At 54.5% G+C, this 26,915-nt stretch carries 16 protein-coding genes and 1 pseudogene; 12 read left to right on the top strand and 5 right to left on the bottom strand.

The window, feature by feature from the left end; translation table 11 throughout:
* Positions 1-48: 48 nt before the first annotated feature.
* Both HP572_RS09330 and HP572_RS09325 read left to right on the top strand, forming a co-directional pair.
* The gene (locus HP572_RS09330) at positions 49-4,932 is read left to right on the top strand and encodes an AvrE-family type 3 secretion system effector (RefSeq protein ID WP_240585433.1); all 4,884 of its coding nucleotides are present in this window, start codon (positions 49-51) and stop codon (positions 4,930-4,932) included.
* A gap of 35 nt (positions 4,933-4,967) precedes the next feature.
* Positions 4,968-5,390, top strand: a complete 423-nt coding sequence (locus tag HP572_RS09325; RefSeq protein ID WP_226300765.1) for a type III secretion system chaperone — start codon at positions 4,968-4,970, stop codon at positions 5,388-5,390.
* A gap of 20 nt (positions 5,391-5,410) precedes the next feature.
* Here the strand turns inward: HP572_RS09325 and HP572_RS09320 are convergent, their stop codons facing one another.
* On the bottom strand, positions 5,411-6,076 hold the full coding sequence (locus HP572_RS09320; protein ID WP_240585432.1) for a GntR family transcriptional regulator: 666 nt from the start codon (positions 6,074-6,076) through the stop codon (positions 5,411-5,413).
* 330 nt (positions 6,077-6,406) lie between these two features.
* Here HP572_RS09320 and HP572_RS09315 point away from each other — a divergent pair, with 330 nt between their 5' ends.
* Both HP572_RS09315 and HP572_RS09310 read left to right on the top strand, forming a co-directional pair.
* A complete protein-coding gene (locus HP572_RS09315; RefSeq protein ID WP_240585431.1) occupies positions 6,407-7,153 on the top strand; it encodes a carbon-nitrogen hydrolase family protein in 747 nt (248 codons plus the stop codon).
* Between the two features lie 518 nt (positions 7,154-7,671).
* Complete coding sequence (locus tag HP572_RS09310; RefSeq protein WP_014915523.1) at positions 7,672-8,793, top strand: ABC transporter substrate-binding protein; 1,122 nt, start codon at positions 7,672-7,674, stop codon at positions 8,791-8,793.
* Positions 8,794-9,008: 215 nt separating this feature from the next.
* Here the strand turns inward: HP572_RS09310 and HP572_RS09305 are convergent.
* The 3 genes and pseudogenes from HP572_RS09305 to HP572_RS09295 all read right to left on the bottom strand — a co-directional run bounded on the left by HP572_RS09305 (position 9,009) and on the right by HP572_RS09295 (position 12,538).
* Positions 9,009-10,716, bottom strand: a pseudogene (locus tag HP572_RS09305) (pectate lyase).
* A 118-nt stretch (positions 10,717-10,834) separates the two neighbouring features.
* A complete protein-coding gene (locus tag HP572_RS09300; RefSeq protein WP_039286334.1) occupies positions 10,835-11,587 on the bottom strand; it encodes an oligogalacturonate-specific porin KdgM family protein in 753 nt (250 codons plus the stop codon).
* 132 nt (positions 11,588-11,719) lie between these two features.
* Positions 11,720-12,538, bottom strand: a complete 819-nt coding sequence (locus HP572_RS09295) for an oligogalacturonate-specific porin KdgM family protein (protein WP_039519702.1) — start codon at positions 12,536-12,538, stop codon at positions 11,720-11,722.
* A gap of 767 nt (positions 12,539-13,305) precedes the next feature.
* Between HP572_RS09295 and HP572_RS09290 the strand changes: the two genes are divergently transcribed.
* Positions 13,306-15,066, top strand: coding sequence for a type III effector HrpK domain-containing protein (locus tag HP572_RS09290; protein WP_240585430.1), 1,761 nt, complete (start codon positions 13,306-13,308; stop codon positions 15,064-15,066).
* Positions 15,067-15,075: 9 nt separating this feature from the next.
* Here HP572_RS09290 and HP572_RS09285 read toward each other — a convergent pair whose 3' ends face one another.
* Positions 15,076-15,252 (bottom strand): hypothetical protein, encoded by a 177-nt coding sequence (locus HP572_RS09285; protein WP_010285665.1) that lies wholly within the window; start codon positions 15,250-15,252, stop codon positions 15,076-15,078.
* A 145-nt stretch (positions 15,253-15,397) separates the two neighbouring features.
* Between HP572_RS09285 and HP572_RS09280 the strand changes: the two genes are divergently transcribed.
* The 7 genes from HP572_RS09280 (at position 15,398) to urtC (ending at position 26,875) form a co-directional block, all read left to right on the top strand.
* The gene (locus HP572_RS09280; protein WP_240585429.1) at positions 15,398-16,405 is read left to right on the top strand and encodes a Gfo/Idh/MocA family protein; all 1,008 of its coding nucleotides are present in this window, start codon (positions 15,398-15,400) and stop codon (positions 16,403-16,405) included.
* 192 nt (positions 16,406-16,597) lie between these two features.
* Positions 16,598-18,400: an allophanate hydrolase gene (gene atzF, locus HP572_RS09275; RefSeq protein WP_240585428.1), complete on the top strand. Its 1,803-nt coding sequence runs from the start codon at positions 16,598-16,600 to the stop codon at positions 18,398-18,400.
* Positions 18,393-22,007, top strand: coding sequence for an urea carboxylase (gene uca, locus HP572_RS09270; protein ID WP_240585427.1), 3,615 nt, complete (start codon positions 18,393-18,395; stop codon positions 22,005-22,007). The genes atzF and uca overlap by 8 nt, the downstream gene beginning before the upstream one ends.
* Before the next feature lie 71 nt (positions 22,008-22,078).
* On the top strand, positions 22,079-22,867 hold the full coding sequence (locus tag HP572_RS09265) for a GntR family transcriptional regulator (protein ID WP_240585426.1): 789 nt from the start codon (positions 22,079-22,081) through the stop codon (positions 22,865-22,867).
* The gene (urtA, locus tag HP572_RS09260; protein WP_109411083.1) at positions 22,864-24,132 is read left to right on the top strand and encodes an urea ABC transporter substrate-binding protein; all 1,269 of its coding nucleotides are present in this window, start codon (positions 22,864-22,866) and stop codon (positions 24,130-24,132) included. Before HP572_RS09265 ends, urtA begins: the two co-directional genes overlap by 4 nt.
* A 56-nt stretch (positions 24,133-24,188) precedes the next feature.
* Complete coding sequence (gene urtB / locus HP572_RS09255; protein ID WP_240585425.1) at positions 24,189-25,787, top strand: urea ABC transporter permease subunit UrtB; 1,599 nt, start codon at positions 24,189-24,191, stop codon at positions 25,785-25,787.
* A gap of 11 nt (positions 25,788-25,798) precedes the next feature.
* Complete coding sequence (gene urtC, locus HP572_RS09250) at positions 25,799-26,875, top strand: urea ABC transporter permease subunit UrtC (protein WP_240585730.1); 1,077 nt, start codon at positions 25,799-25,801, stop codon at positions 26,873-26,875.
* Positions 26,876-26,915: the final 40 nt, after the last annotated feature.

Here is a 26,915-nt window from a genome sequence, read left to right as displayed (position 1 = left end):
ACTGACCACTTAACCGACACGATCACTTCATCACCCTTGGAACCTGTTATGCAGAAAATTCAGCATGTTCAGCCCGGTCTATCCGCGTCGGAAATTGCACCCGCTACGCTCGCTAACACACCGCTATCGCAGGGCAGTAGCACCAGCGCGAGCCAAAAAGGTGCGCAGTCCCTGATCCAGCAAGGTTTGCATGATAAAAATAAACCGCCCGAGCTGGAGCAGGGAAACGGCAGTTCAGTGAAAAGCCAGGACTCGCGCTCGACTACCTTGCGTGAGCTATTCTCATCGGAAGGCGTGAGTCAGGGGCTACCGCGTGTGCCGCGCGATTCGCTGGCCTCGGGTGGGCCGATCCAGAGCCTGCCGCGTTTTGCTTCCACTGAAACTGCTGAGATCAAAATAAGCGGTAGCACGACCGCTACACCCGCCGCGAAATCCGATATCACGCTGGACAACCACGGTAAGCTTCAGTTCGGCAAAGGCATGCCGGAGGCACTGAGCACGCTGTTACAACAGACCATCGGTAAGAATAGCCAGCCGTTCGTGGCTCATCATGAAAATCAGGATACACAGCAGCACGCGCTAGCCGACAAGTCAGGGCGGCTGTTCGTGATTCAAAGCGATGACAATCAGCATATTGCGCTTCACAGCAGCGGCCGCAGCGCGATGCCAGCGGGCAAGCTGAGCGCGAGTAACGTACAGCTGGACTCCACGCCGGAACATATTTCTCTGAAAACAACCTCGGGCGAATCTACGAGCGTGCCGCTATCTGGACGCATGAACCACGAGTTGCTGACGGGTGTCCACCGACAGCCCGATTCAGCTTCTGGCGCGGGTGAGCAACTGCGTCTGCATGACGGCAAGATCTTTGCGCTGAATACCGAGTTCGGTGTCTGGCAGCAAAGCAGCGATGTCGCCCACAGCCAGTTATCCCGGCAGGGAGATGGTCAACTGTATGCCGTCAAAGACGACCACACGCTGAGCAATTTGTCGTCGGGCATGGAGTCATCCACCTTCAGCGATAAGATTACGGCGTTCTCTGCCAACCAGAACGGGCAATCTGCCGTGCTGACCGAACAGGATCACCTCGCGCAGCTGCACCTGATGAGCACGTTGGATGCCACGCCGCAGCCGGTGGATCTCAAGCTGGAAAATGGTGATCCCGTGTTTGCGAAAGCGGTGGGGTTAACCGCAGAACACCTGCTGATTGCCGACAATGACGGCAAACTTTACCACGCACCGCTGCCCGAGGCGGGTGCGTCGCACGCCACATTAACCCCTGCCAGCACGCCGGAACTGAATGCGGTGCTGGGCGACGACCATCGTATTACCGGATTTGCACACGATGAACACGGCCAGACGCAGGCGCTCGCCACCGATCGCCAGGGACAAAAGCACGTCGCTCCTCTGGGGCAGAATGGGCTGTCCCCCACGCCGGGGTGGAACCTGAGCGACAGTCTGGTGGTGGATAATAAGCTGGGGCTGACCACGGCAGCGCCCGAGGCGAAAGACACCTTAGATCTGGGACGGCTGGGGCAGATCGGTTTACAGGAAGGCAAAGTTCATTTTTACAACGGCAATACCAAAAGCTGGGAGGCATCCAGCGTTGAAGCTAGCCAGCTCAAGCGCGGGCTGGACAATCAGGCTTACACGCTAAAAGACGGTGAAATCAAGCCGCTGTCCATTAACCAGAAGTCAGACACGTTTACGCACGGCGATAATACCGTGTTTGTGCTGCCGCAGGTGCGTATGACGCCGTCTGCGGGCACTGCACTCCCGGGGATTGCCAAGGACGATGATGTCTCGGCGATGGCGCTGATCAACCGTAATAAATTTATTGCCGTTGATAAGCAGGGCGATCTGCATTTCCACCAGGTCAAACCGGGAACGGACAAGCTCGCCGCGCCACCGCTGGCGCTGCCTAAAAATGGTTTGGCCGGTGAGATACAGGACATCGCGCTGGATCACCAGCAGACGCTCTTTGCCCTGAATAAAGACGGGCAGCTTTTCCAACTACCGAAAACCGACTGGCAAAATGCGGCGAATCACGACAGTGCACAGTGGCAGCCGGTGAAAACGCCAGTAGAGGGCAAAGTGAATTCACTGGGCACGAATGCGCAGCATCATTTGCAGGTGGCGCATGACGAGCATGAACTCCATACCCTGCAAGGGAGCGCGTGGAAAACAACGGTGCCAAAAGGGGAAGCGCCGTTAACCGCGGAGCCACGTGCCGCAGAAACGGTGTTTGGTCGGCTGGATGTGGCGACCAAAGGGGGAAAAATACCGTTAACCGGGCTCACGTTTAAAGCCGATGTTCAGGTTCTCGGTAAAACGGGTGAAGAGTCGCAGCAGGTGAAAAGCAAACTGTCAGATCTGCTGCGAGCCCATCTGGTTTCATTCACTCTGGACGTGCCGCGGCCGTTAAAAACCTTTGCCGACCATGTTCAGCATCAGGTCAGCGGGCGTGAAGGTCTGAAACCTGTTTATGACATGCAAACCGAATTGCTGAAAAAGCTGGATGCGACGACGAGCCAGCCGCAGGGCGCGGCGATGGATCTGGCGAGTAAGCTAGACAAGCTGGATCTGGGGGAAAAAGGGAAACCGCTGGTGAACCTGCTAAAACAGTTCCATACCGAACTGGAAAGTAGCTCGGCCAAAGCAGCGCTGCTGATTGGCAGGCAGCAGGGAGTGGTGAACGATAACGGTGTCATGAACACGGAAGGCAAACCCACCAGCCTGCATGGCAGAGAAAAAGATCTGGCCCCGGTGCTGCTGGCGGCGATGGAAAGTCATCCGTCATCGAAAACGAGTACGGCCAGTACGCTGATCAAAGCCTTTGTCGACAGCAAAACGCCGATAGCCCAAAAGCCGAATAGCGAATCATTTGGGCAGCAGCGGGATACCAGCGATGCCCTGTCGCTAGCGAAAACGCGACTGGTGCTGGATACCCTGGTGCTGGGAGACTTGCATAAGTTGACCGATCGCATCGATACGCTATCCGGCACGTCGCCGGGTGAGGCGGAACTGGCATCGATGATGAAAGAACTTAACGCGCTGCGGCAGGGAGATTACGGCGAAAACCCGGTGAAGAAGATGACCGACATGGGGTTCACCAATCATAAGTCGCTGGAGGCGGATTACGATTCGGTTAAAACCTTTATGAAGGCGTTCCGGAAAGAGGACAACGCCATCAGCGTCACCTCGAAAACCGTGATGCAGGCGGCCAGCCAGACGGACATGATCGATAAGATGAAGGCGACCGTCCTGTCGTTGGACAGCAACGAAAGCATCGCGTTTAACCGGACCTATGGCGGTGGGGCATCCATGTCGTTTGTGGTCAGCGGCACGTCATTACCTTTCCCTCCGGTGCCGGGTGGCGGCGTCAGTGGCGAGCGAAATTACAATATGAGCTTTTCTCGCGGTGAAAATGGCATCAACGTTGCCTTCGAGCGTTCAGGCGGGATTACCGGGAAAGCGAGTTACTCCGGTGGGTATGACGTCAGCCAGTATCTTACAGGAAAAACCTCGGCGCAGATGACGCAAAGCATCAACAGCAAACACAGCTTCACACCGGACGTTCGCGCCTCTTTCGGCGTATCCGCCAGCCTGCAAATGGCGCAGCAAAACGCCTTGAACTTTACCCTCAGCGAAGAAGAACTACCGGGGTTTATTGACGGCCTGTCGAGCGGCACGATCAACCCGCTTGCCCTGCTGGATAAAGGGGAACAGCACAGCGTGAAGGCCGGGAAAACGGTCAGCTTCAATCTGGATAGCAATGCCGCGTTGGAGCTGCGTGGCGGGATCAACCTGACGGAAAAAGGCGTGGCACCCACCAGTGCGACGCTACGCGGATCGGTTGGCGTGACGGCGAGCGCTAACGTGCTGTCTGCCACGAGTTCGTCCAGCGTTTCACAAGGGGAGAAATCCACAACCTATGCGGAATCTGACAATCGTCTGCGCTTCATGAATCAGGCCAGTGCAGGGCTCAATGCAACTATCAGTGCCGGGGCGGCCAGAACGACACCGGATGGTACTGTCCCGTTCTTCACTGCGGCCAGCGTTGGGGTGAATGTGGCGACCGATTCGCGTACCAACCAGTCAATTAGTTTGGGAATGAAAAAGGCTGAACCGCTAGAGAAAAAAGACATTGACGCGTTGACCAAGACACTGGCTTCCGCCTTTAGCGATCCAGCCAGTCAGTTGTTGATCGACAGCGTGAAAGGAATGGCGGAACCGGGCGATCAACTGGCCATCCTGAATGCGCATTTTGCGGATAAACCGGCAAACACCGACGATCAGCATAAGGGATTAATGAGTCTGCAAAAGCTGAACGTGCAGCAGGATGTTGCACAGCGTGACGGGGCAACGCTGGATAGCGTCAAGCACACGACGTCCTACACCAATCTCAGCAAACTGACGGAAAACGGGCTGTTCCAGGTGATCGGCAACCATTTGTTTTCTTCGCTGCCGCCGAGCAATGCCGATCGCATCAATCAACTGATCGCGGACAATCCGGCGCTGAAGGATATCGTGAGCCGCTTGCAGGATAACGACCGAGCGTCGGTGACGGTCACGCTGGAGCTGAAAGACGATGTGCGGGAAAAGATCGAGAAGGGCATTCAGAACAAAACGCACGGCAAGGATGACGTCATCGCGCTGTTTAAAGACGGCAATAATTTGCGTCTCGCCAGCATTGAAGTCTCGAAGGCGGTGAAGAAGAGCGAAGGGTTCAATACCCCGGCGGTCATCATCAACGCATCAAGCAGCGCGGGCGTCAGCATGAATAAACTGCTCGGCAACGTCAGCTTTAGCTACGGGCAGGATCAAACCGTACCGCAAAGTTACAAACTGAGCGGCGAGATTGCAAAAGCCAATCCGGCGACCGCCAACGCGTTGCAGCAGCTCCAGCAGGAAGGCTTGCAGCTAAACAGCTAATCGTAAATATCATGCGGTGATTACAGGAGAACAGGATGACACCCACACAACAGCATATTACTCGGCTATTACGCCATTACGGCGCGCTTAGCCGTACCCAACTGGGCTTGCAGGACGGCATCTGTGCACTACGCGAACCTGACGGTCAGGAGGCAGTAGTGTTGGAAGTCCCCGCCAGCAGCGGCGTGCTGCTATTGCACAGCGATGTGATGCGATTTCAGGGGGAAATTAGCACGGCGGTGTATCAGTTCATGCTGATGCTTAACTTTGAAATGGCGGCGATGAAAGGCTGCTGGCTGGCGCTGGATGAGAACTCGACGCTGCGGCTGTGCACTCAGCACACCGCAGAATCGTTGGATGAACCGAGCTTTACCGCGCTGCTGCCTGCCTTTATCAGTCAGGCCAAAGAGACCCGACTGCTGATTCGCGGCTTATTGCCACGATTTATGGCGGCGTAGCGCGGTTGAGCCACGTCATGCTATTGATCGATGGCAATAAAGGCCAGCATCGTTTCGCTGCCGTCCAGAATATCGGATTGGATGGCCTGTCGAGCGGCGCTGGCATTACGCTGCTGTAGCGCTGCGAAGACCTCTTCGTGATGTTCAATCGCCATCTGCACGGAAAAATGCGCATAGGCCTGCGCAATCAGCGGGCCGGTGCGCATCCACAGGCTACCGATAAACTGCGTCAACAGCGGCATACGCGCCGCCTGCGCCAGAAACAGGTGAAATTCGCTATTTAACCGCAGCGCTTCGCGTAGATTTTTCTCGTCAATCGCCAGACGATTCTGGCGAATATTCTCTTCAATCTGCTCCAGCATTTTCGGCGTAATGTGCGCAGCAGCCTGCTCGGCTCCCGTGCCTTCCAGCGCCAGTCGCAGCGTACGGATCTCTATAAATTGGGCTTCGGTCAATTGAGGGACGCGGATATCGCGTGGCGTCCTGAGCACCAGTGCTTGTTCTTTCGCCAGTTGCAGGATCGCATCTCGCACTGGCGTGACGCTGGTACCAACCTGTGCGGCGAGTTCCCGTATTCTCAGGCGATCGTCCGGCTTGAGTTGGCCGGTAATTAACGCCTCACGCAGCATGGTATAAACGCTGGAACCCAGATAGCTGTGATTGATCTGCCCAATTGGATAATTCACTGTTCCCCCAGAGAGAAGCGCTGCGCAACGTGATGAGATAAACATGAGTTAGCGCCGCAACGACCCGCGACGATGAGGCGCTAATATACAATATGATGCATCAACGAGGCTATGGTTAGGTCAGTTGAGACTTAGAATCTATATTCTACGACACCTATGATGGTGTCGACCCAATGGACGGTGGCTGGCACGTTGAGGTGGCAACGATTCTACGGTTGCTATTTATTTAAATCGGCTGCTATGTAAATAATTATTTCCTATTTTCAATTATTTATGTTTACTGATACAACGTGTCAACGATGTTATTTAGATAAACTCAAGGTGTTTACAATGAAAATTTGTATCGCGCAAATAGCATCCGTGGCTGGTCATGTCGATGAGAATGTGAAAAAGCATCAAGATATGGTAATTACCGCAGCACAGAATGCTGTCGATATTATTGTATTTCCTGAGCTATCATTAAGTGGCTATGAACCTTCATTAGCTGAAGTATTAGCGTTGCCATCTGAAGAAACTAAATTTGATGCCTTTCAGTCAATGAGTGATGAATATCATATTTCTATTGCGGTGGGTTATCCTGTCAAATTCAACGACGGGATAAAAATAACCATGATTATCTTTCAGCCTGAAAAAGAGATGTTATTTTATTCAAAGCAGTTACTTCACCCTGATGAAGTGCCTTTTTTTAAACAGGGAAAGCAACAGGTTACGGTTAGCATTGAAGGAAAAGTCGTTGTGCCAGCAATATGCTATGAGTCTTTGCAGCCGGTTCATGCACTTGGTGCCGCGAAATTGGGGGCCGATCTTTATGTGGCGAGCGTGGCAAAGTCCGCTAATGGCGTGATGCAAGCTTATGATCATTATCCTGCCATTGCCAGGAAGCACGGGATGTTTGTCCTCATGGCGAACGCGGTTGGCAAAGCCGATAACTTTGTCTGTGCAGGACAGTCGGCGATTTGGGAGCGCGGGGGAAAACTACTCATACAGGCTAATGCGACACAAGAAGCCTTGCTTATTCTGGATACCGAGACAGGCAAGGTAATGATGATTGAAAAGGATCATTGTTCCCACTCTTAATAGTGATTATGTGAATATTAACACTTATGTATTATTGCATTCGGTGGGCGTATCAGCGTTCACCTTTAATTTTCTGGAAGGGGGACAGTAACGCGAATTTTATTAGCTGGTATGATTGTTAATAATATTATTTAACTTTGAATCATTGTGGTTGGTAAGTAATCTCATCCTATCTTTTTCTGATATTGCATCTATCCCGCATGAAAGCGTAATCTCATTTTAGCTATTCAATATTTTTAACTATATTGTTCGCTTTTTCTTCGTATGTGTTTTTATTTAATGCTGTAAACTCAAGGCTAAATGTCCTAATGGAATCGGGAAGATTATCCTCGGACAGGAGATATATTAATGAAGGACTATTCGCTTTCTATTCTGATTTATTTTTGACGATTCCACCTCGTCGATCCGATCCTGCGTGTCGCTGTCTTGCGATCCGCTGGTTAGACCGTTGCCGTTTTAACGGCTGCTATCTGTCGTTTGTCGGTACGGGTTTTATTCATTAAGTGAAGGAAATCACAATGCAATACACTGGGAAGTACCTGAAGAAAACAGTGCTGATGCTGGCCATGATGGCCGGTCTCAGCGTCGGGCAAAGTCAGGCGGGCGTCGAAATTGAGACGCGTTCGCTGGATCAGATCTATCAGAGTGCGTTGAGAGAAGGCGGTACGGTCACCGTTTATGCCGGTGGCGATGTGCAGTCACAGCAGGCTGGTTTCAAGCGGGCATTTGAGACACGTTTTCCTGGCATGAAACTGAATGTGATTGTCGATTACAGCAAATACCATGATGCTCGTATCGATAACCAATTGGCGACCGGCACCCTGATTCCTGATGTGGTGCAACTGCAAACGGTGCAGAATTTCCCGCGCTGGAAAAAAGAAGGCGTGCTGCTGAATTACAAAGCGCGTGGTTGGGACAAAATATACCCGGAATTTCGAGATGCAGATGGTGCCTGGACCGGTGCCTATGTCATCGCATTCAGCAATTTGGTCAACACCCAGCTTCTGGATGAAAAATCCTGGCCGCGTGAGGTTAATGATTACCTTCGTCCCAATCTAAGAGGTAATTTGATTCTGGCTTATCCGAACGACGACGATGCAGTACTGTTCTGGTACAAGCTGGCCGTGGATAAATACGGCTGGGATTTTGTTAAAAAATTGCAGGAGCAGGATCCCGTCTATGTGCGCGGCACCAACGTACCCGGTGCTGAGATCGCGACGGGAAAATATAGCGCGACATTTACCAGCTCCGGTGCGCTCGTTCCGGCAGCCGATGCTGTGACCCGCTTTGTCCTGCCGAAGTCCGATCCTTTTGTCTCCTGGGCGCAACGTGCCGCTATCTTCAAACAGGCTAAACACCCGGAAAGCGCCAAGCTCTACCTGAGCTGGGTGCTGGATCCGCAAACGCAAACTCAGGTTTCACGCATGTGGTCGGTGCGTACCGATGTTGAGCCGCCAGTAGGTTACAAACATATCTGGGAATACCGTAACACTCGCCCGCAGGCATTTGCTGACTTTATGTACGATCGCGGTGCGGTCGAACGTTTTCGCTCACAGCTGAGTTTGTATGTGGGGGAAGCGAAAGGCGAACCGACTCCGGGATGGCTCGGCGTGCACCCAGAGGTGCCTCTGGTTAACTAACGCTTAAAATTATTGTGTTACTTCATGCTGGTCACGTTCATCGTGGCCGGCATTACGTTCTGTCAATTCCACGTGCTAAGTCCCCCTGATTAAGCACCATACGATTAAGAGTCACACCCGAGAATGGCGGCCTTGTTCGGTGAATAACTGAGCAGGATCACAAGAGGGGATTGCCAATGGCAGCGAGCCACCATTGGCATGTTGAGGGTTAACGCTTACTTCTTGTTGTTGGGTTTCAAGGTTTCGCCAACGTTCAACAGGAAGATCTCGTTATCGCGAGTGGACACGCGGGTTGAGCCATCTTCCATACGGTAGCCGCCTTCGGTGAAGCCCGCACCATTCAGGAACGGTGCAACGGATTGTGGTTTGTTGCGTACCGCCGCTTCCAGCGCTAACAAAGCGTAAGGCTCGATGGTATCGACATCGGCATATTGTCGGTTGGGATCGGCCATGAAGAAACCGTTTTGATAACGCGTACTGATAATGTTATCGCCCACTTTTTCCGCCAGCGACAAATAGTCTTTCACTTTACTCGCCTGATACAGATCCAGCAGCGCGAATAGGGCGTAAGGATCGTTGTTCTTGGTAGCGAGATCCACTTTGACATCTTTACCCGGCGCTGAACCTAACTCACCCAGCCCCTGTGCGCGAGCGATGCCGCGTGCGACACGCCACAGCTCGGCGTCCGGTAAAACGGTATAGGCACGAGAATACGACAGCAGGAATGAATTATCCGCAGGATAAGGCTTGATCACGGTGCCTTTTTTGCCGTAGTAGCCATCACGCGGCAGAACGTAATTGGAGAGATCTTTGCCGTTAGCGAGCATCGGGCGGAACGTATTATCGGACTCGTTGTAGGCATACTTGGCAAAGGCTTTCAGGCCATCGGTTGTCCACGTCAGAAGTTCCTTGCCTTCCGCCCCTAAATCTTTACCCAACTGGAGCTGCATGAGCGCATTTTCGGAATAGATCGTGCTGGTGCGTCCTTTCAGCATCATATTGCCTTCCAGCGCGGTAGGGCCGAACTCTGGGCCGAACTGACGCTGGGCGCGATCGCCATATTTGGAATGCGTATCGGCATCGTCAGTCGTTTCATCGCGCTTCAGCGCCTGCGTAAACTGATACACGCCGAGTCCGGTCGCTTTATCCCGCGGCAGCACATACTGCTGTGCCAGCCGTTTTGCCCAGACCAGCGCGCCGTCTTCTTTATTGTATTTGTACAGCAGCGAGGCGGAATAGATCAGATCGTTACCCGCATTCAGGAAGCTGAGGCCTTTGGTGGCGAAGAAGGGCGGTTGTTGCTCAAACGGGCTTTGCCAGAGCGCACCCATTTTTTGTCCGTATTTACCGTGGCGACTGGTTTCCATGATCTTCCAGTCATAAACGTGCGCATTCCAGAAACCGCGAATAAAGCGTGCGGTTGCGTCTTTATCGACGCTGAACATCAAATCGTAGTAGGGATAGGCATTTTTCAGCTCATGCACCATCTCTTTTTCGCTCGGGCCTTCCGGTTGCAGCGTTTTTAGATCCACAAAACGGTGGCCGCCCCAAATCAGCAGGCCGCTCTCATCCTGATAGTGTTGGAAATGATACTTCACGATAGCTTCGGCACGTTGCTTATAGCTAGGGTTGCCGCTCAGGTTACTTAACCCAACCAGTACGCGCATCAGGTTCTGCTGAGCGGAAAAATTGGAGAGCACGGCCTGACGGCCATCAGGGAAAATCCACTCCATCTGTTTGCCCGTACGCGGATCGACACCATCAGCAAGTAATGGCGTAGGCGACTGACCGGTGATAGTGGTCGCCAGCTTTGGTCAGCACGTTATCAACATACTGATTGACGATGGTGAGACGGTCAGGCGTAGCGGCGCTGGCCTGTAAAGCGACCAGACCCGCAAGGAGCGACAGCGCAAATCTTTTCATGTTATCTACCTGTAACGATGATTCATCCAGAGCTGTAATAAAGGGATCCCGCTTGATGAACAGGATCCCCGAGAAAGATGGCATAGCAGTAAGCTGTTGTTAGAAAGGTAAGCCGTGGTTAGAACGTATAGGTGAAACCGACTTTTCCTTTCCCTTCACGCGATTTCACATCGCGTCCGCTGGCGACATCTTCAACGCCAACGTGTGCGGTCCAGTTGTCGTTGATGGTGTAAGACACGTCGAAATCCTGTTGATAGTCATGCTTTTTGTTGTTTTGCAGCACATAATCCGCGTGATAGTAATAAGCGGTGTACGCCAGCGTGAAATTGTCGAAACCTTTGTAGGCCACGCCCGCTTCATAGCGGTGACGGTGAGTGTCATCATCCGTGCTGGTACGTTTGCTGCGGGTGATTTTTCTGAGGTCATAGCGATATTGCGCATGAAGATCCGTCTTATCAGTCACAGCCCAGGTCAGTTTCAAACCTGGCGTATAGCGTGCGCCGGAACTCTGGCTAGCGCCGATATCACCCACGGTACCTTCGCCGCTGGTGCCGCCGGAATAGAAGCGCGCTTCCAGATTCGGCGTCAGGGTTAACTCAGGCGTTAAGTTGTAGGCATAGCCGGTATAAAAAGCATAAGAATTCGAGACGACATCATCGATGGTCAGATCTTTATTCTTATTATAAAAATTCAGCTCAACGCCAACGTACAGGCCATTATCCATAAAATGCCGCATACCAATTTCATCACCGTGATAGCGATTCATTGTTCCCCAGCTATGTTCATAGCTGAGTTTGGTATCAGAGGCAGACGCGGAAATAGCATAAATTTGGGCAAAGAGAATACCGGCCACAAGGTAGCGTTTTTTCATTATGGGCACCATTAATATTGTTCGTTAATTATGAAAATTGTGCGCTGATAGACAAAATTCATTCATGAATTCATTTTCTTCATCAACACGGCACGAAATACGGCGTATTTCCTTTATAAAATTCTGCATTTCTTAGAAAACGTAGTTGAAACCAACTTTGATTTTCCCCTGACGGCTTGATGATGTGCTGGATTGGCTAATATCATCATACTCAATGTAAGGAGTTAGCTGTTTGTTTAACTTATATTGAACTTTGAACTGATGTTCATAATCCGTTTTCCCATTATCGTAAACCGCGTATTCTCTTTCCGTGAATTCACCCTTGCTATATTTATACGATTTTGTGGTGTTATCACCGATGTAGTAGTTAAAGACGTAAGTCAGATTAATATTATCCAAACCAGAATACGTTACCCCTGCATCCAGGCGATGACGTCCGGTGTCCGATTTTGACAAATAAGATTCCCCTGCGTAACCATATTTGTCAGATGCGGAAATGGTCGAATAACGCGAACTGCGAGAGGGCTTTTTATATTCATAGCGGTAGCGGCCATAAGTGGACCAGTCGCTGTTAATTCGGTAGTTATATTTCAGCCCCGGCTGATACATCATGGTTGAATTGCCGATGGAGAATTCAAAGGTAGGCGTTAAGGTGGCGGCCTTGCTTAACTTGAAGTCTTTGCCGATCACCATGCCGCCAGAGCCGCCCTGCATGTCATCATAGGCAACGTCGTAGTTGCTGTTCCCGCCCGCTGACGTACTGAATTTGACTTCGTACGACCAGCCGTTAGTTTTCTTATGAATCAGCTTGATAGAGTCTGAGTGGCGGCGGTCTTCCGTCTTCCAGTTGTGTTCATACTGGAAGGTGGTTTTGCCGTCGGTTTCTGCCTGGACGAGGAACGGCGTGAATCCGGCACAAACGATGAGTAGGTTACGTGTGTATATTTTCATTCTGTCTTTCTCTTTTTTGATGAATAAATAATATTATTGGCGAGCGCAGTCTCTATCTTTAAAACCAGACAGTTGATGTCATTTTTTGGGCGTAAAAATAGAATCACCAGGAATGATGATGACGCCATTTATAATGTCAGACAGGGCTTTCTCCCTGGTAAATCAGGTTGCTATCAATGCATTGATGACTCCTTATATACGACGTAGCTTATGCGTATTTCAATCAGCGAAATGGCTTATGCTGATGAGTGAATGTTGATAATTCCCACCGTTTACCGGTTAGTCTAATTATCAGCAGACTTGATAATTAGGGTGAGTGGCATTATGGTGAAAAGGAAACGTTGTTTCATTTATGTGTATCACACATTTGGTTACTCTTTGAAATTTTTTGTAATCATTTAGTCTGGTTATTGTAAGCGTCAGGAATAGACGTAACGGAGAAAATGGTTGTCAGAGAAGAGGAGGTGTCTCTTGAATGTTAATGATGATAGTGATATGTAATTGAACAACACTTAACCTGTGATCTGCCTTATTTTCCCGCCATCATTCCGAGAATATTCTGTGGAAAGCGATTTCCATAAAATGAATAAGCGGTCAATAGCCATCAAATGCCCCTAAATATCGTCAGGAACTTATCGTAGTTTTACGCCACTCAACGCTTAGTTATCTCCGTCATGCTGTGATCGGCACGTTTGCCGGCCTTTCTGTGTTTGCATGATGCGGGAGATCCGTTTGTTAATCCTGACGACAGCAGAATGGGGACGTGAATGATCAATCGTATTGAGGGCGGAAGCCGTTGGGGAAGTGCCGCGCCTTTGCCTGCGCAACATAATACAGAGGCTAGCAGTCTGGGTGGACAGCAGGCAGCATCGCCAGCTATGCGGTCGGGTTCACGTTCAATCGATTTTGGCGACGCGTCGCCGAACATACCGCGGGTTCCCTCTGATTTGAGAACGATGGCACCCACGCGCGCGCTGCCAACCATGCAGATTGCAGACAGCTCGCTGATTGCGGAGCCGAAACCGATCGTCGATCTTCAGGTGATAGATAGCTCGGAGTACAGTAACGCGAAGGCATTGGAAATGTGGTCGCCGCTTCTGAGCGATCTGCCAGAAAATGAACGCGAGAAGGCGGCAAAGGCGCTGAATCGCCCACTGGCGGCGGCGAAAATGCTACAGGATGGCGGGACGAACGCGGAAAAAGCGCTTGTCTATCTGCGCGAAAATCCTGCGATCTATACGGCGATGGATACGGCAAAAGATGGCGGCAGAGCCGACGGACATATCTCGAATCGCGATACTAAATCCTTTATTAAAAACATGGAGCGGCGCGCCAGCGATGCCAGCCACGCCGTGAAGGACTATAGGGAGAAAAATCCGGCAGCCGATGCACAGTCGCTGCGGTTAGTGCAATCATCCGCGCTGTTGCTGGCTAACGAGCCGCTGCTGAATGCCGCCGATGCCAAAAAATCCTATACGCATTCTCCACCGCAAAAGAACGATCGCACCAGCACCCTGGCCGATCTAAACGCGATCGTCACCGATAACCCGACTCTAGCGCCCCAGCTAAAAGCGGCTGCGAGGATCTGGTCGCACCCTGGATTATTTGGGATTCTGGAACATGCGGATGTCAAAGGGGAGAAGCTGGCACGAGTCCCACATGATGGCAAAATGATGATGAAAGATATGAAAAGTTGGATTCGCGAGCAGGCACCGGCGAACAGCCAGGACGCGGCGGATACGCTACATAACGCGGCGTCATTGGGGCTGGCGGCAAAAACCGATATCAGCAAGCTGAATGACGCGGTTTTTACTCAACCGCAGCAGTACAGCGGGGCGCAAAAGTCGGCAACGCTGGTCAAACTGCAACAGACGTTGGAACAGGTGATAGCGGGGCGCGAATACCGGAATACTGAAGAAACGGAAAAGGTGCTGAATCAACGGATTGAAGCGTTGCAGAAAGACGGGGATGTGATTCAGCATTTTGAGCAGGCGGTACCGCGTGAGATGAACACCATTTTACGATCCGATCCACTGCTGGCGCAGGCGGCGATGCGCCAACCTTTCTCTACGGCGTCACCGACTGCCCCACGAGCCGTTGGGCTGGATGCCTCGCTTTCGGCTGAGTCACACGCGGGGGCTGGAGCAAAAAGCGATGCGCAGGCGGTGAAAGAGGCCGGTCGCAGCGTAATGAGTTTTGCCAAGTCGTCGCTGCACGCAGAGGATTTAACCAAGGCGGCGGGGAGCAAAACGGCCATTGGGCTGGCTGGCAAAGCTGGCGCAGCGATTGCCGGAAAGGTGGTAGGTGCCATTGCGGGTGAGGCCGCCGGTGCGGCAGCCGCTTCTGCCGTTGGCGCGGCCGCAGGGCCAGTGGGTTGGGCGGTAAGCGGGGCGCTCAGCATCGGTATGGGGATTGCGGAGTTGGTGAATTTCTTCAATGCCAAAAGCAAGCTCAAGAACCGGCGGGAAGATTTTGCCAAAACAGTTAATCCCGCGCTGGAGCAGTTCAATATTCCCAAGCCGCGCTAATACGCCAGCTTAAATCTCAAAACCGGGGGCGACTTCTTTCACTGGCTTTTTACACTCTTCGGGCTTTGGTTGATTCGCCGGGAGGTTTTTACAGTCCGGCGCAAAAGGATTCAGCGCATCGCGGTTCAGATAGAGTACAAACAGGATCAGAATGATGAGAGGGATCAGAATACGTTTTCTTTTCATGGTTATCTTTAGTTGCGTTGCGGAAAATGTGGATATGTTAAAAAAACAGGAAAAATTCTAACGCGTTACGCGGCTTTTGTCTTTAGCCCGCTCGGTTTCCGCCTTATTGTAGTGGCTCGGCATGACGATATCGGCAGAGGTGAAGATGAAAAAGATTCGATTTGCGGCGATTGGGTTAGCGCACAACCACATTTATGACATGTGTCGGCAACTGGTTGATGCGGGCGCGGAACTGGTCGGCGTGTTCGAGTCCGATCCGCATAATCGAGAAAAATTTATCTCACTGTTCCCCTCCGTTCCTTTTGCCGATTCTGCGGAACAGCTGATTGCCGACGCGTCTATCGATCTTATTGCCTGTGCGGTTATTCCCTGTGACCGAGCCGAACTGGCGCTGCGTACGCTGGATGCCGGTAAAGATTTCTTCACCGCTAAACCGCCGCTGACCACGCTGGAGCAGTTGGATGCCGTCCAGCGTCGGGTTGCCGAAACCGGCCGCAAATTTGCCGTGTACTTTAATGAGCGTATCAATGTGGATAGCGCGCTGTTTGCCGGTGAACTGGTGCAACGGGGTGAGATCGGTCGAGTGATTCAGACCATTGGCGTTGGCCCACATCGTGAACGCGGCGCGCGGCCTGACTGGTTTTATCAAAAGCGTCAGTACGGCGGGATCCTCTGCGATATCGGTATCCACCAGATCGAACAGTTTCTCTATTTTACCGGCAATACCGACGCACGAGTGGTGACCAGCCAGACGGCGAATTATCACCATCCGCACCAGCCAGAATTTGAGGATTTTGGCGATGCCATGCTGCTGGGTGACAATGGGGCAACGGGCTATTTCCGCTGTGACTGGTTTACGCCGGATGGGCTGAGCGTCTGGGGCGACGGCCGCCTGACGATACTGGGGACGGAAGGCTATATCGAAATCAGGAAATATGTCGATTTGACGCGTGGTGAAAGCAACGTCGTTTATCTGGTGAATGGCAAGGGCGAACAGCGCTTTACCCCCGCAGGCAGCGTCGAACGCACTTTTTTCCCCAATTTTCTTCGTGACTGCCGTGAGCGCACCGAACTGGCGATGTCGCAAGCGCATATCTTCAAGGCGACAGCGCTGTCAATTCTGGCGCAGCAGGCCGCTAAGAGGATCGCCTGAGAGAAGGCGTTACCTGTGTATCAATGACCAACCCTTTTTTATAACCGTGCTCCGCGATGGCGCACGGTTGTTCCTTTTTTGTGCATGAAAATTGAGCGTATCAATCTAATTTCATAAAAATCAACAGAGTAAAAGCTGGCATGGTTTTCGCTTTAGTGAATTCAATCTTGTATACCAGATGGGATTCACATCATGCCAAGAATGACAGGGCTCACGCTTCAGGAATGGAAACAGCATTATCAACAGCAGGCCGAACGCGTTGGTGAAACGCTAGGCGCGCTGCTCGCCAGTTTGTCGCCGGACGATCCTGCGTGGATCGCGCTTGCGACACCTGAATTGCTTCAGGCACAGATTGCGGCGCTATTGCCTCGGTATCGTGAAAATCCAGACGCGCTGCCGCTGTTCGGCGTTCCTTTTGCCGTCAAAGACAATATTGATGTTGCGGGCTGGCCGACGAGCGCGGCGTGTCCGGCATTTACCTATCTGGCTGATAAGGACGCGACGGCCGTTGCCAAACTGAAAGCGGCGGGGGCGATTGTGATTGGCAAAACCAACCTCGATCAGTTTGCGACCGGTCTGGTCGGCACGCGCTCACCGTTCGGTGCGGTGCCAAACACCTTTAATGCGGAATACATCAGCGGCGGCTCCAGTTCCGGCTCGGCGTCGGTGCTGGCGCGCGGGCTGGTTGCGTTTTCATTAGGCACCGATACCGCTGGATCGGGGCGCGTTCCCGCTGGATTTAACAATATTGTCGGCCTGAAGCCGACGAAAGGGTGGCTATCGGCAAGCGGTGTCGTACCGGCCTGTCGCCTGAATGACACCATCTCCGTGTTTGCGCTGACCGTCGACGATGCATTTACCGTCGCCGAACTGGCTGGCGGGTATGATGCGGCGGATGCCTACTCGCGCCGCCATCCCGCCAGTACGCCTGCGGCGCTGCCAGCAAAGCCGCGCTTTGCGATTCCCAGCGATCCCACTTTCTTTGCTGATGCTGTTGCACAGGCGGCATGGCAGCACGCGCTGGTTGAATTGGAAGCGGCGGGCGCGACGCTGCATCCGATAGATTTCAGTATTTTCACGCAGCTAGCGGATCAGCTTTATCAAGGCCCTTGGGTGGCGGAACGCACCGTCGCGGTGGGTGACATGCTGCAACAGCCAGAAAACATGGATTCGGTGGTTCACGGTATTGTGGCGAGCGGTGAGCGTTTCAGCGCGGTAGAGGCCTTTAAAGCAGAGTACCTGCGTGCCGAACTGGCGCGTCAGATTCAGCAGACGCTGGCGTCGTTCGATGCGCTAGTCGTGCCGACCTCACCGACGATCCACACGCTCGAGGCGATGAAGCAGGAGCCGGTGCGTTACAACTCCCAGTTGGGCACTTACACCAACTTTACCAATCTGGCCGATCTCTCGGCGCTGGCGCTGCCCGCACCTTTCCGTACCGATGGTTTACCTGCGGGTGTCACGCTGATTGCGCCTGCCTGGCACGACCGTGCATTGGCGAGCTTCGGTGTGCGCTGGCAGGCACAGCTGGCGCTCACGCTAGGGGTAACAGGAAACGCGCTGCCTGCGGAACCCGTTGCCTTGCCGCCTTCGGCATTGCACGTTCGCCTCGCCGTTGTTGGCGCGCACCTGACGGGCATGCCGCTAAATCACCAACTCACCAGCCGCGATGCCGTGCGGGTAGAAGAGACGCGCACGGCGGAAAACTATCGCCTTTATGCACTGGCGAATACGCAGCCGGCCAAGCCCGGTTTAGCGAAAAGCACCGACGGCGCGGCGATTATCGTCGAGCTGTGGGACATCCCGCTGGCGCGCTTTGGTGAGTTTGTTGCAGAAATTCCTGCGCCGCTGGGCATTGGCACGCTGATGTTAATCGACGGGCGACAGGTTAAAGGCTTTATCTGCGAACCGGCTGCGCTGAGCGATGCCGTGGATATCACCGAATTCGGCGGCTGGCGTCACTGGCTTGCCCGTCAGGAGGCGTCCCATGTTTAAGACGGTATTGATCGCTAACCGGGGCGAAATTGCCTGTCGCGCCATACGCACGCTGAAACGCCTGGGGATAACCAGCGTGGCGATATATTCCGATGCGGATAAAAACGCGCAGCATGTGAAAGACGCAGACATCGCCGTACCGATTGGTGGCGAGAAGGCCAGCGACAGCTATCTGTGTATCGATAAGGTACTGGCTGCCGCACAGCAGACGGGGGCAGAGGCGGTCTGGCCGGGTTACGGTTTTCTGTCAGAAAGCCTGCCGTTTGCCGCCGCGTGTGAAAACGCCGGCATTGCGTTTGTCGGGCCAACCGCGCAGCAAATTGGCGAGTTTGGCCTGAAACACCGCGCCCGTGAATTGGCCGCTGCCGCTGGTGTGCCGATGACGCCAGGAACGCCGCTGCTGGCCTCGCTGGAGGACGCGCTGGTTGCCGCCGAAGACATCGGCTATCCGATAATGCTGAAAAGTACCGCGGGGGGCGGCGGCATTGGCCTGACGCGCTGTGCGGATGCCGTGGCGCTACAGGCTGCGTGGGAAAGCGTGCGCCGTTTGGGCGAACAGTTCTTTAGCGATGCCGGCGTTTTTCTTGAGCGCTGCATTGATCGGGCGCGTCACGTCGAAGTACAGATTTTTGGCGATGGCAAAGGCCAGGTGGTCGCGTTGGGTGAACGCGACTGTTCACTGCAACGCCGTAACCAGAAAGTCGTGGAAGAAACCCCCGCACCGCATTTGCCGGACGCCACGCGAGCCGCGCTGCTGGCCTCGGCGGTGAAACTGGGCGAGTTGGTTAACTATCGCAGCGCGGGAACGGTGGAATATATCTACGACGCCGAGCGTGATGCGTTCTTTTTCCTCGAAGTGAATACCCGTTTGCAGGTGGAACACCCGGTGACGGAGTGCGTCACCGGGCTGGATTTGGTCGAATGTATGCTGCGTGTCGCGGCGGATGAACCATTGGATTGGGCGCAGTTGACGCAGACACCGCGTGGAGCCGCGATTGAGGTGCGCATTTATGCGGAAGATCCGCTGAAAAACTTCCAGCCCAGCCCCGGCGTGCTGACCGAAGTGGCGTTTCCTGATGACGTGCGGGTTGACGGCTGGGTGAGTACCGGCACCGAGGTGTCGGCGTATTACGATCCGATGATCGCCAAACTGATCGTTCACGCGGAAACCCGTGAACTGGCATTGGAGAAGATGCAGCAGGCGCTGAATGCCACGCGTTTGCACGGTATTGCTACCAATCTGGATTACCTGCGACAAATTATCGCTACCGAGGCGTTCTGCAATGGAACGGTGTGGACGCGGATGCTCGACAGCTTTACGCCGTCCGCGTCGGTGATTGAAGTGATTCAACCAGGCACCTGGAGCAGCGTGCAGGACTACCCCGGACGCCTTGGCTATTGGGATATCGGCGTACCGCCGTCCGGCCCGATGGACGATTTCGCGTTCCGTCTGGCTAATCGTATTGTCGGCAACGATGAAGCAGCGGCAGGGCTGGAATTTACGCTGCAAGGCCCGACGCTGCGCTTCCACCGTGAGGCGGTAATTGCACTGACGGGAGCCGACTGTCCGGCGACGCTGGATGGGGAAGCGGTGCCGTACTGGCAACCCGTGACGGTAACGGCGGGGCAAACGCTGATGCTGGGGCGTGCGCAGTCCGGCTGTCGCACCTATCTGGCGGTACGCAACGGCATTGATGTGCCGCAGTATCTCGGCAGCCGCTCGACTTTCGCGCTGGGGGAATTTGGCGGTCATGCCGGACGAACGCTGCGCGTGGCAGATATGCTGGCGATTTCTCAACCTGATTTGCCCGCTTGCACCACGCCCGCGCCGGTGAGCACACCGCAGGCCGTGGACGCCGCACTGATTCCGCAGTACGGCGATGAGTGGCGTATTGGCGTGCTCTATGGCCCGCATGGCGCGCCGGACTTCTTTACCCACGCGGCGATTGATGAATTCTTCGCAGCAGAATGGCAGGTGCACTACAACTCGAACCGGCTGGGTGTGCGTCTGGTTGGGCCAAAACCCACCTGGACGCGGGCGAACGGCGGCGAGGCTGGCCTGCATCCTTCCAACGTTCACGACTGTGAATACGCGATTGGCGCCGTGAATTTTACCGGTGATTTCCCGGTGATCCTTACGCGGGATGGGCCGAGTCTGGGCGGATTTGTCTGTCCGGTCACCATCGCCAAAGCGGAACTGTGGAAAGTTGGTCAGGTTAAGCCGGGCGATCGTATCCGTTTCCATCCCATTAGCGCGGACGAAGCGCTGGCGCTGGAACAGGCGCAGTCTACCTGCGTGTCCACGCTGGGTACGGCGCATTCACCCGCGTTTGACGTGCCGTCGTTGGCGACAACGGAATACGGTTCCGCCACGGTGCTGGCTGCGGTACCCGCCACCGCAACGACACCCACTGCCGTGTATCGTCAGGCGGGAGATAATTACGTTCTGATTGAATACGGCGACAACGTGCTGGATCTGGCGTTGCGCCTACGCGTTCATCTGTTAATGGGAGCGATCCGCGCATCGGAAACGGTGGGAATAGAAGAACTGTCGCCCGGCGTGCGTTCGCTACAGGTGCGCTATGACAGTCGGGTTATCCGCCAGCGTGTGCTGCTGGACGTGTTGCTGCATCTGGAACGTCAACTGGGCGACGTGAGCCAGATGAAAGTGCCGTCGCGCATCGTCTATTTGCCGATGGCGTTTGAAGACAGCGCCACGCTCGGCGCGGTGGAACGTTACCGTGAAACCGTACGCGCCAGCGCGCCCTGGCTGCCAAATAACGTCGATTTCATTCAGCGCATTAACGGCTTGCCGAGCCGTGATGATGTGCGCGACATCATTTTCGATGCCAGCTACCTGATTCTGGGATTAGGTGACGTTTATCTCGGCGCACCCTGTGCGGTGCCGGTCGATCCGCGCCATCGTCTGCTGAGTTCCAAATACAATCCGGCGCGCACCTTCACCGCCGAAGGCACCGTCGGTATCGGCGGGATGTACATGTGCATCTATGGCATGGACTCGCCGGGCGGCTATCAGTTGGTGGGGCGCACGCTGCCTATCTGGAACAAATTTCTCAAAAACGATCAGTTCATTGCGGGTGAACCGTGGCTGCTGCGCTTCTTCGATCAGGTGCGATTTTACCCGGTCAGCGAAGCCGAACTCACGGCGCTGCGCGATGACTTCCGCGAAGGACGCGCGGCGATCCGCATCGAAGAAACCGAATTTGATTTTGCCGAGCACTCGCGCTTCCTGACGACGCAGGCCGACGATATTGCCGCGTTCCGCCAGCGTCAGGCCATGGCGTTTGAAACAGAAGTGGCGTTGTGGCAGCAGGAAGATGACAGCACGCCGCAGGACGTGGTTTCGGCCGCCCCCGTGGAGAACGACGAGAGCGCGTTTCAGGTCAGCGCAGATATGAACGGCAACATCTGGAAAGTGCTGGTGAACGTGGGGGATGTCATCGAAACCGGACAGCCGCTGATTATCGTCGAAGCGATGAAGATGGAGCTGACGATTAGCGCGCCGCAGTCTGGTCGGGTGAAACGCATCGGCTGCCAGCCGGGACGGCCGGTCAGCCCCGGCGATGCCTTGCTGTGGTTGGACTAAGAACCGGTTAGAAAAAAAGGACAGGCTGAAATAAGGCACGAACCTGAATAAACGGCGAGGCGGAGAACACGATGCGAACAGGCACACAAAAGAGCAGTAAAGATCGCCCGGAAGCGCTGGCAGAGCGGGTGTATCAAACGCTGAAAAACGACATTTTCGACTTTCGCCTGATGCCGGGTGACCGCTTTAGTGAAAATGAGATTGCCGAACGGATGTCTGTCAGCCGCACGCCGGTGCGTCAGGCGTTGTTCTGGCTGGAGCGGGAAGGCTATGTCGAAGTCTATTTTCGCAGCGGCTGGCAGGTTCGCCCGTTCGATTTCGAATATTTCGAGGAACTGTATGATTTCCGCATCGTGCTGGAGCGCGAAGCCATTCGGCGGCTATGCGGAATGCCGCCAGGGCGCTGCGCCGAGCTATTGGCGGACCTGAAACGCTTCTGGATCGAGGATCCGCGACTGGGCGACGGCAAGATCGTCTCCCGCTACGACGAAGGGTTTCACCGTGGGCTGGTGACGGCGGCGGGCAACAGCGAAATGGCGCGGGTTCACGGCGAACTGACGGAGAAAATACGCATTATTCGCCGTCTCGATTTCACCCGTGAAGATCGTATCGACGCGACTTATAAAGAACATGCCCGCATTCTGCTGGCGATATTGCAACAGCACACCGAGGAGGCGCAGCGCATTCTGACCGACCACATTGCCGTCAGTAAGGCCGAAGTCAGGAAGATCACCTTACACATGCTACAGCAGGCGCGGCCTCAATCTGTTTCAACTGAATCCGTTTCAACGGCATCTGTTTCACCTGACGCCTCACACGATTCCATTCTCACTCAACACGACTTAAGGGCTAATAAATGAAAAGACGTTCATTGCTAAAAGTTTTTGCGCTTTCTGCGACAGTGGTTGGTATGGGGTTGACTTGGAGCGTGCAGGCGGCGGAAACCATCAAGGTCGGCATTATGCATTCGCTGTCCGGCACGATGGCGATTTCGGAAACGCCGCTGAAGGATGTGGCGCTGATGGCTATTGATGAAATCAACGCCAAAGGCGGCGTGTTGGGTAAAAAACTGGAGCCGGTGGTGGTCGATCCAGCGTCAAACTGGCCGCTGTTTGCTGAAAAGGCGCGTCAACTGCTGACGCAGGACAAAGCGGCGGTGGTGTTCGGCTGCTGGACATCGGTGTCGCGCAAGTCGGTCCTGCCAGTGTTTGAGGAACTGAACGGGCTGCTGTTCTACCCGGTGCAGTATGAAGGCGAAGAGATGTCGCCGAACGTGTTCTACACCGGCGCGGCCCCGAATCAGCAGGCGATCCCTGCGGTGGAATATCTGATGAGCGAAGACGGCGGGGCAGCGAAGCGTTTCTTCCTGCTGGGTACGGACTATGTGTATCCGCGCACCACCAACAAGATCCTGCGCGCGTTCCTGCATTCCAAAGGCGTGCAGGACAAGGATATTGAAGAAGTCTATACGCCGTTTGGCCACAGCGATTATCAGACCATCGTTTCCAATATCAAGAAGTTCTCGACGGGCGGTAAAACTGCAGTGGTTTCCACCATCAACGGTGATTCTAACGTGCCGTTCTATAAAGAGCTGGCGAATCAGGGAATCAAAGCGACCGATGTGCCGGTTATCGCGTTCTCGGTCGGTGAAGAGGAACTGCGCGGCATCGATACCAAACCGCTGGTCGGCCATTTAGCCGCGTGGAACTACTTTGAGTCGGTCGATAACCCAACCAATGCTGACTTCGTGGAAGCCTACAAAGCCTATGCCAAAGCGAAAAACTTGCCGAACGCGGGCACGGTGGTGACGAACGATCCGATGGAAGCCACGTATGTCGGCATTCATATGTGGGCGCAGGCGGTAGAGAAAGCGGGCACCACGGACGTGGATAAAGTCCGTGTCGCGATGGCCGGCCAGACCTTTGCCGCACCGGATGGCTTTACGTTGACGATGGACAAGACCAACCACCACCTGCACAAGCCGGTGATGATTGGTGAGATTGAGGAAAACGGTCAGTTCAACGTGGTCTGGCAAACCGAACAGCCAGTTCGCGCCCAGCCGTGGAGCCCGTACATCGCCGGCAATGATAAGAAGCCCGATCATCCAATCAAAGCCGCGCAGTAAGCATCGTTCCTACACGCCCCGTCCAGCATGTCGGACGGGGATATTTCCTCTCTTATATGGCGGACATTGCGATGATGAGTCATCGATTATCTACGTTTGTGCTGTCGCTGTGTCTGATGTTTCCCGTGCTGGCACTGGCCGGGCCGGCGGCCGATTTCGCTGCGGCTAATCGCACGCAGCAGGCCGAACTGCTGCAACAATGGGCCGCCACGCCGGAACCCGCACGCTTGCCGTTGTTACAGGCGTTGCGCGACGAGTCGGTTGTGCTCGATCGGAACCAGCAGCCGTTTATGGACGTGCAGGGCACGTTAATGCCGCTGGAAGGGAACGCGGAACCGGTTGGCGCGACCAAAAAACTGTTTATGAATAACCGTCTGCGCGGGCTGATTGCTACCGCGCTGGCTTCGCATCAGCTCGTCAGCGATGACGCTGCAACGCGCCTGAAGGCCGTACGACAGCTACAGAGCGACAGCAGTACGGAACAGTTACCGCTGTTGGTGCAGCGTCTTGGGGTAGAAAAAGATGCGCAGGTACACGATGCACTGAATACCGCTATTGCAACCCGGCAGCTAAGCGATCCCAATCCAATGGTGCGTCTTGAGGCGGTCAAACGCTTAGGACAGACCGGCGACCCGCAGATGCAGGCGCGCTTACAGCCGTTGACGCAGGTGCAGAACGAGCAAGATACCGGCGTGCGGGCGGCGGCGCAGGAGAGTCTGGATCAGATTAAGCAAAGCTTGATCGTCGGCGATCTGCTGGGGCAGGCGTTTACCGGGCTGTCGCTCGGCTCTATCCTGCTGCTGGCGGCGCTGGGACTGGCGATCACATACGGGCTGCTGGGCGTCATCAACATGGCGCACGGCGAAATGCTGATGCTGGGTGCGTATGCGACCTGGCTGGTGCAGTCGCTGTGCCAGCAGTTTGCGCCGAGCTGGCTGGCGTATTATCCGCTGCTGGCGCTGCTGGCGCTGCCTGTTGCCTTCTTTATCACCGCTGGCGTCGGTATGGTACTGGAGCGTACGGTGATTCGTCATTTGTACGGTCGACCGCTGGAAACGCTGCTGGCGACCTGGGGGATCAGCCTGATGCTGATCCAACTGGTGCGGATGCTGTTCGGCACGCAAAATCTGGAAGTCGCAAACCCCGCGTGGCTGTCTGGCGGGCTGCGCCTGTTGCCGAATTTGGTACTGCCGTATAACCGCATCGCGGTGATTGTGTTCGTCCTCGGCGTGCTGCTGCTCACCTGGCTACTCCTCAATAAAACCCGTCTTGGCATGAATGTACGTGCGGTGACACAAAACCGCGCGATGGCGGACTGCTGCGGCGTGCCGACCGGACGTGTCGATATGCTGGCCTTTGGGCTGGGCTCCGGCATCGCCGGGCTGGGCGGTGTAGCGCTGTCACAACTGGGCAATGTTGGCCCGGAGCTGGGACAGGGCTACATCATCGATTCATTCCTCGTCGTCGTGCTGGGCGGCGTCGGGCAACTGGCGGGGACGGTGGTCGCCGCCTTCAGCCTCGGCATTCTCAACAAAGTGCTCGAACCGCAGATTGGTGCCGTGCTGGGAAAAATCGTCATTCTGATATTGATCGTACTGTTTATTCAGAAACGGCCACAGGGGCTGTTTGCATTCAAAGGACGGGTGATTGACTGATGACGCAACCTATTACGCAACCCATGACGATAACCCTGACGCAGCGCGCGCCGCGGCTCATGCTTGGCCTTGGCTCGATCGTTTTTCTGGCTTTGCTGATCCTGCCGTTTCTCGCATTATTGCCCGCAGAGAATCCGCTATCGATCTCGACCTATACGCTGACGCTGATTGGCAAAATCCTATGCTATGCGATTGTCGCTGTCGCGCTGGATCTGGTGTGGGGCTACGCCGGGCTGCTGTCGCTCGGTCACGGCCTGTTTTTCGCGCTGGGCGGCTACGCGATGGGTATGTACCTGATGCGGCAGGCCGCTGGTGAAGGAATGCCTGCGTTTATGTCATTTCTGTCGTGGACGGAACTGCCGTGGTTCTGGGCGGGCACTCAGTATTTTGCCTGGGCACTGTGCCTGATCGTGCTGGTGCCGGGCGTGCTGGCGTTTGTGTTCGGCTGGTTCGCGTTCCGCTCCAAAATCAAAGGCGTGTATTTCTCAATCATGACGCAGGCGCTGACCTACGCGGGCATGCTGCTGTTTTTCCGTAACGAAACCGGCTTTGGTGGCAATAACGGGTTTACCGGCTTTACAACGCTGCTCGGTTTCCCTATTACGGCCACCGGTACGCGTATTGGGCTATTTGTTGCTACCGTGCTGCTGTTGATTGCCAGCCTGCTGGTGGGATTTGCGCTGGCGCGCAGTAAATTTGGCCGCGTACTCACAGCGGTGCGTGATGCGGAAAATCGTCTGATGTTCTGCGGCTACGATCCGAAAGGCTTCAAGCTGTTTGTCTGGACACTTTCCGCCGTGCTGTGCGGGTTGGCGGGCGCGCTGTATGTGCCGCAGGTCGGCATTATCAATCCAGGCGAAATGTCGCCGACCAACTCCATCGAAGCCGCTATTTGGGTGGCGCTGGGTGGGCGTGGAACGCTGATTGGGCCGCTGCTCGGTGCGGGTATCGTCAACGGGGCAAAAAGCTGGTTTACCGTCGCCTTTCCCGAATACTGGCTGTTCTTTTTGGGGCTGATGTTTATTCTCGTCACGCTGTTTCTGCCGCGTGGCGTGATTGGATTACTGACGAGGAAGAAACATGACTGAGTCTTTATCTGTGCCATCGGTTCCAGTACAAGCTGCGTTT

The sequence above is a fragment of the Pectobacterium sp. PL64 genome (assembly GCF_022477975.1).
GTDB classification, from domain to species: Bacteria; Pseudomonadota; Gammaproteobacteria; order Enterobacterales; family Enterobacteriaceae; genus Pectobacterium; species Pectobacterium jejuense.
The sequence above is the reverse complement of the archived record's forward strand: the minus strand, read 5'-3'. Positions and strand labels throughout refer to the sequence as shown.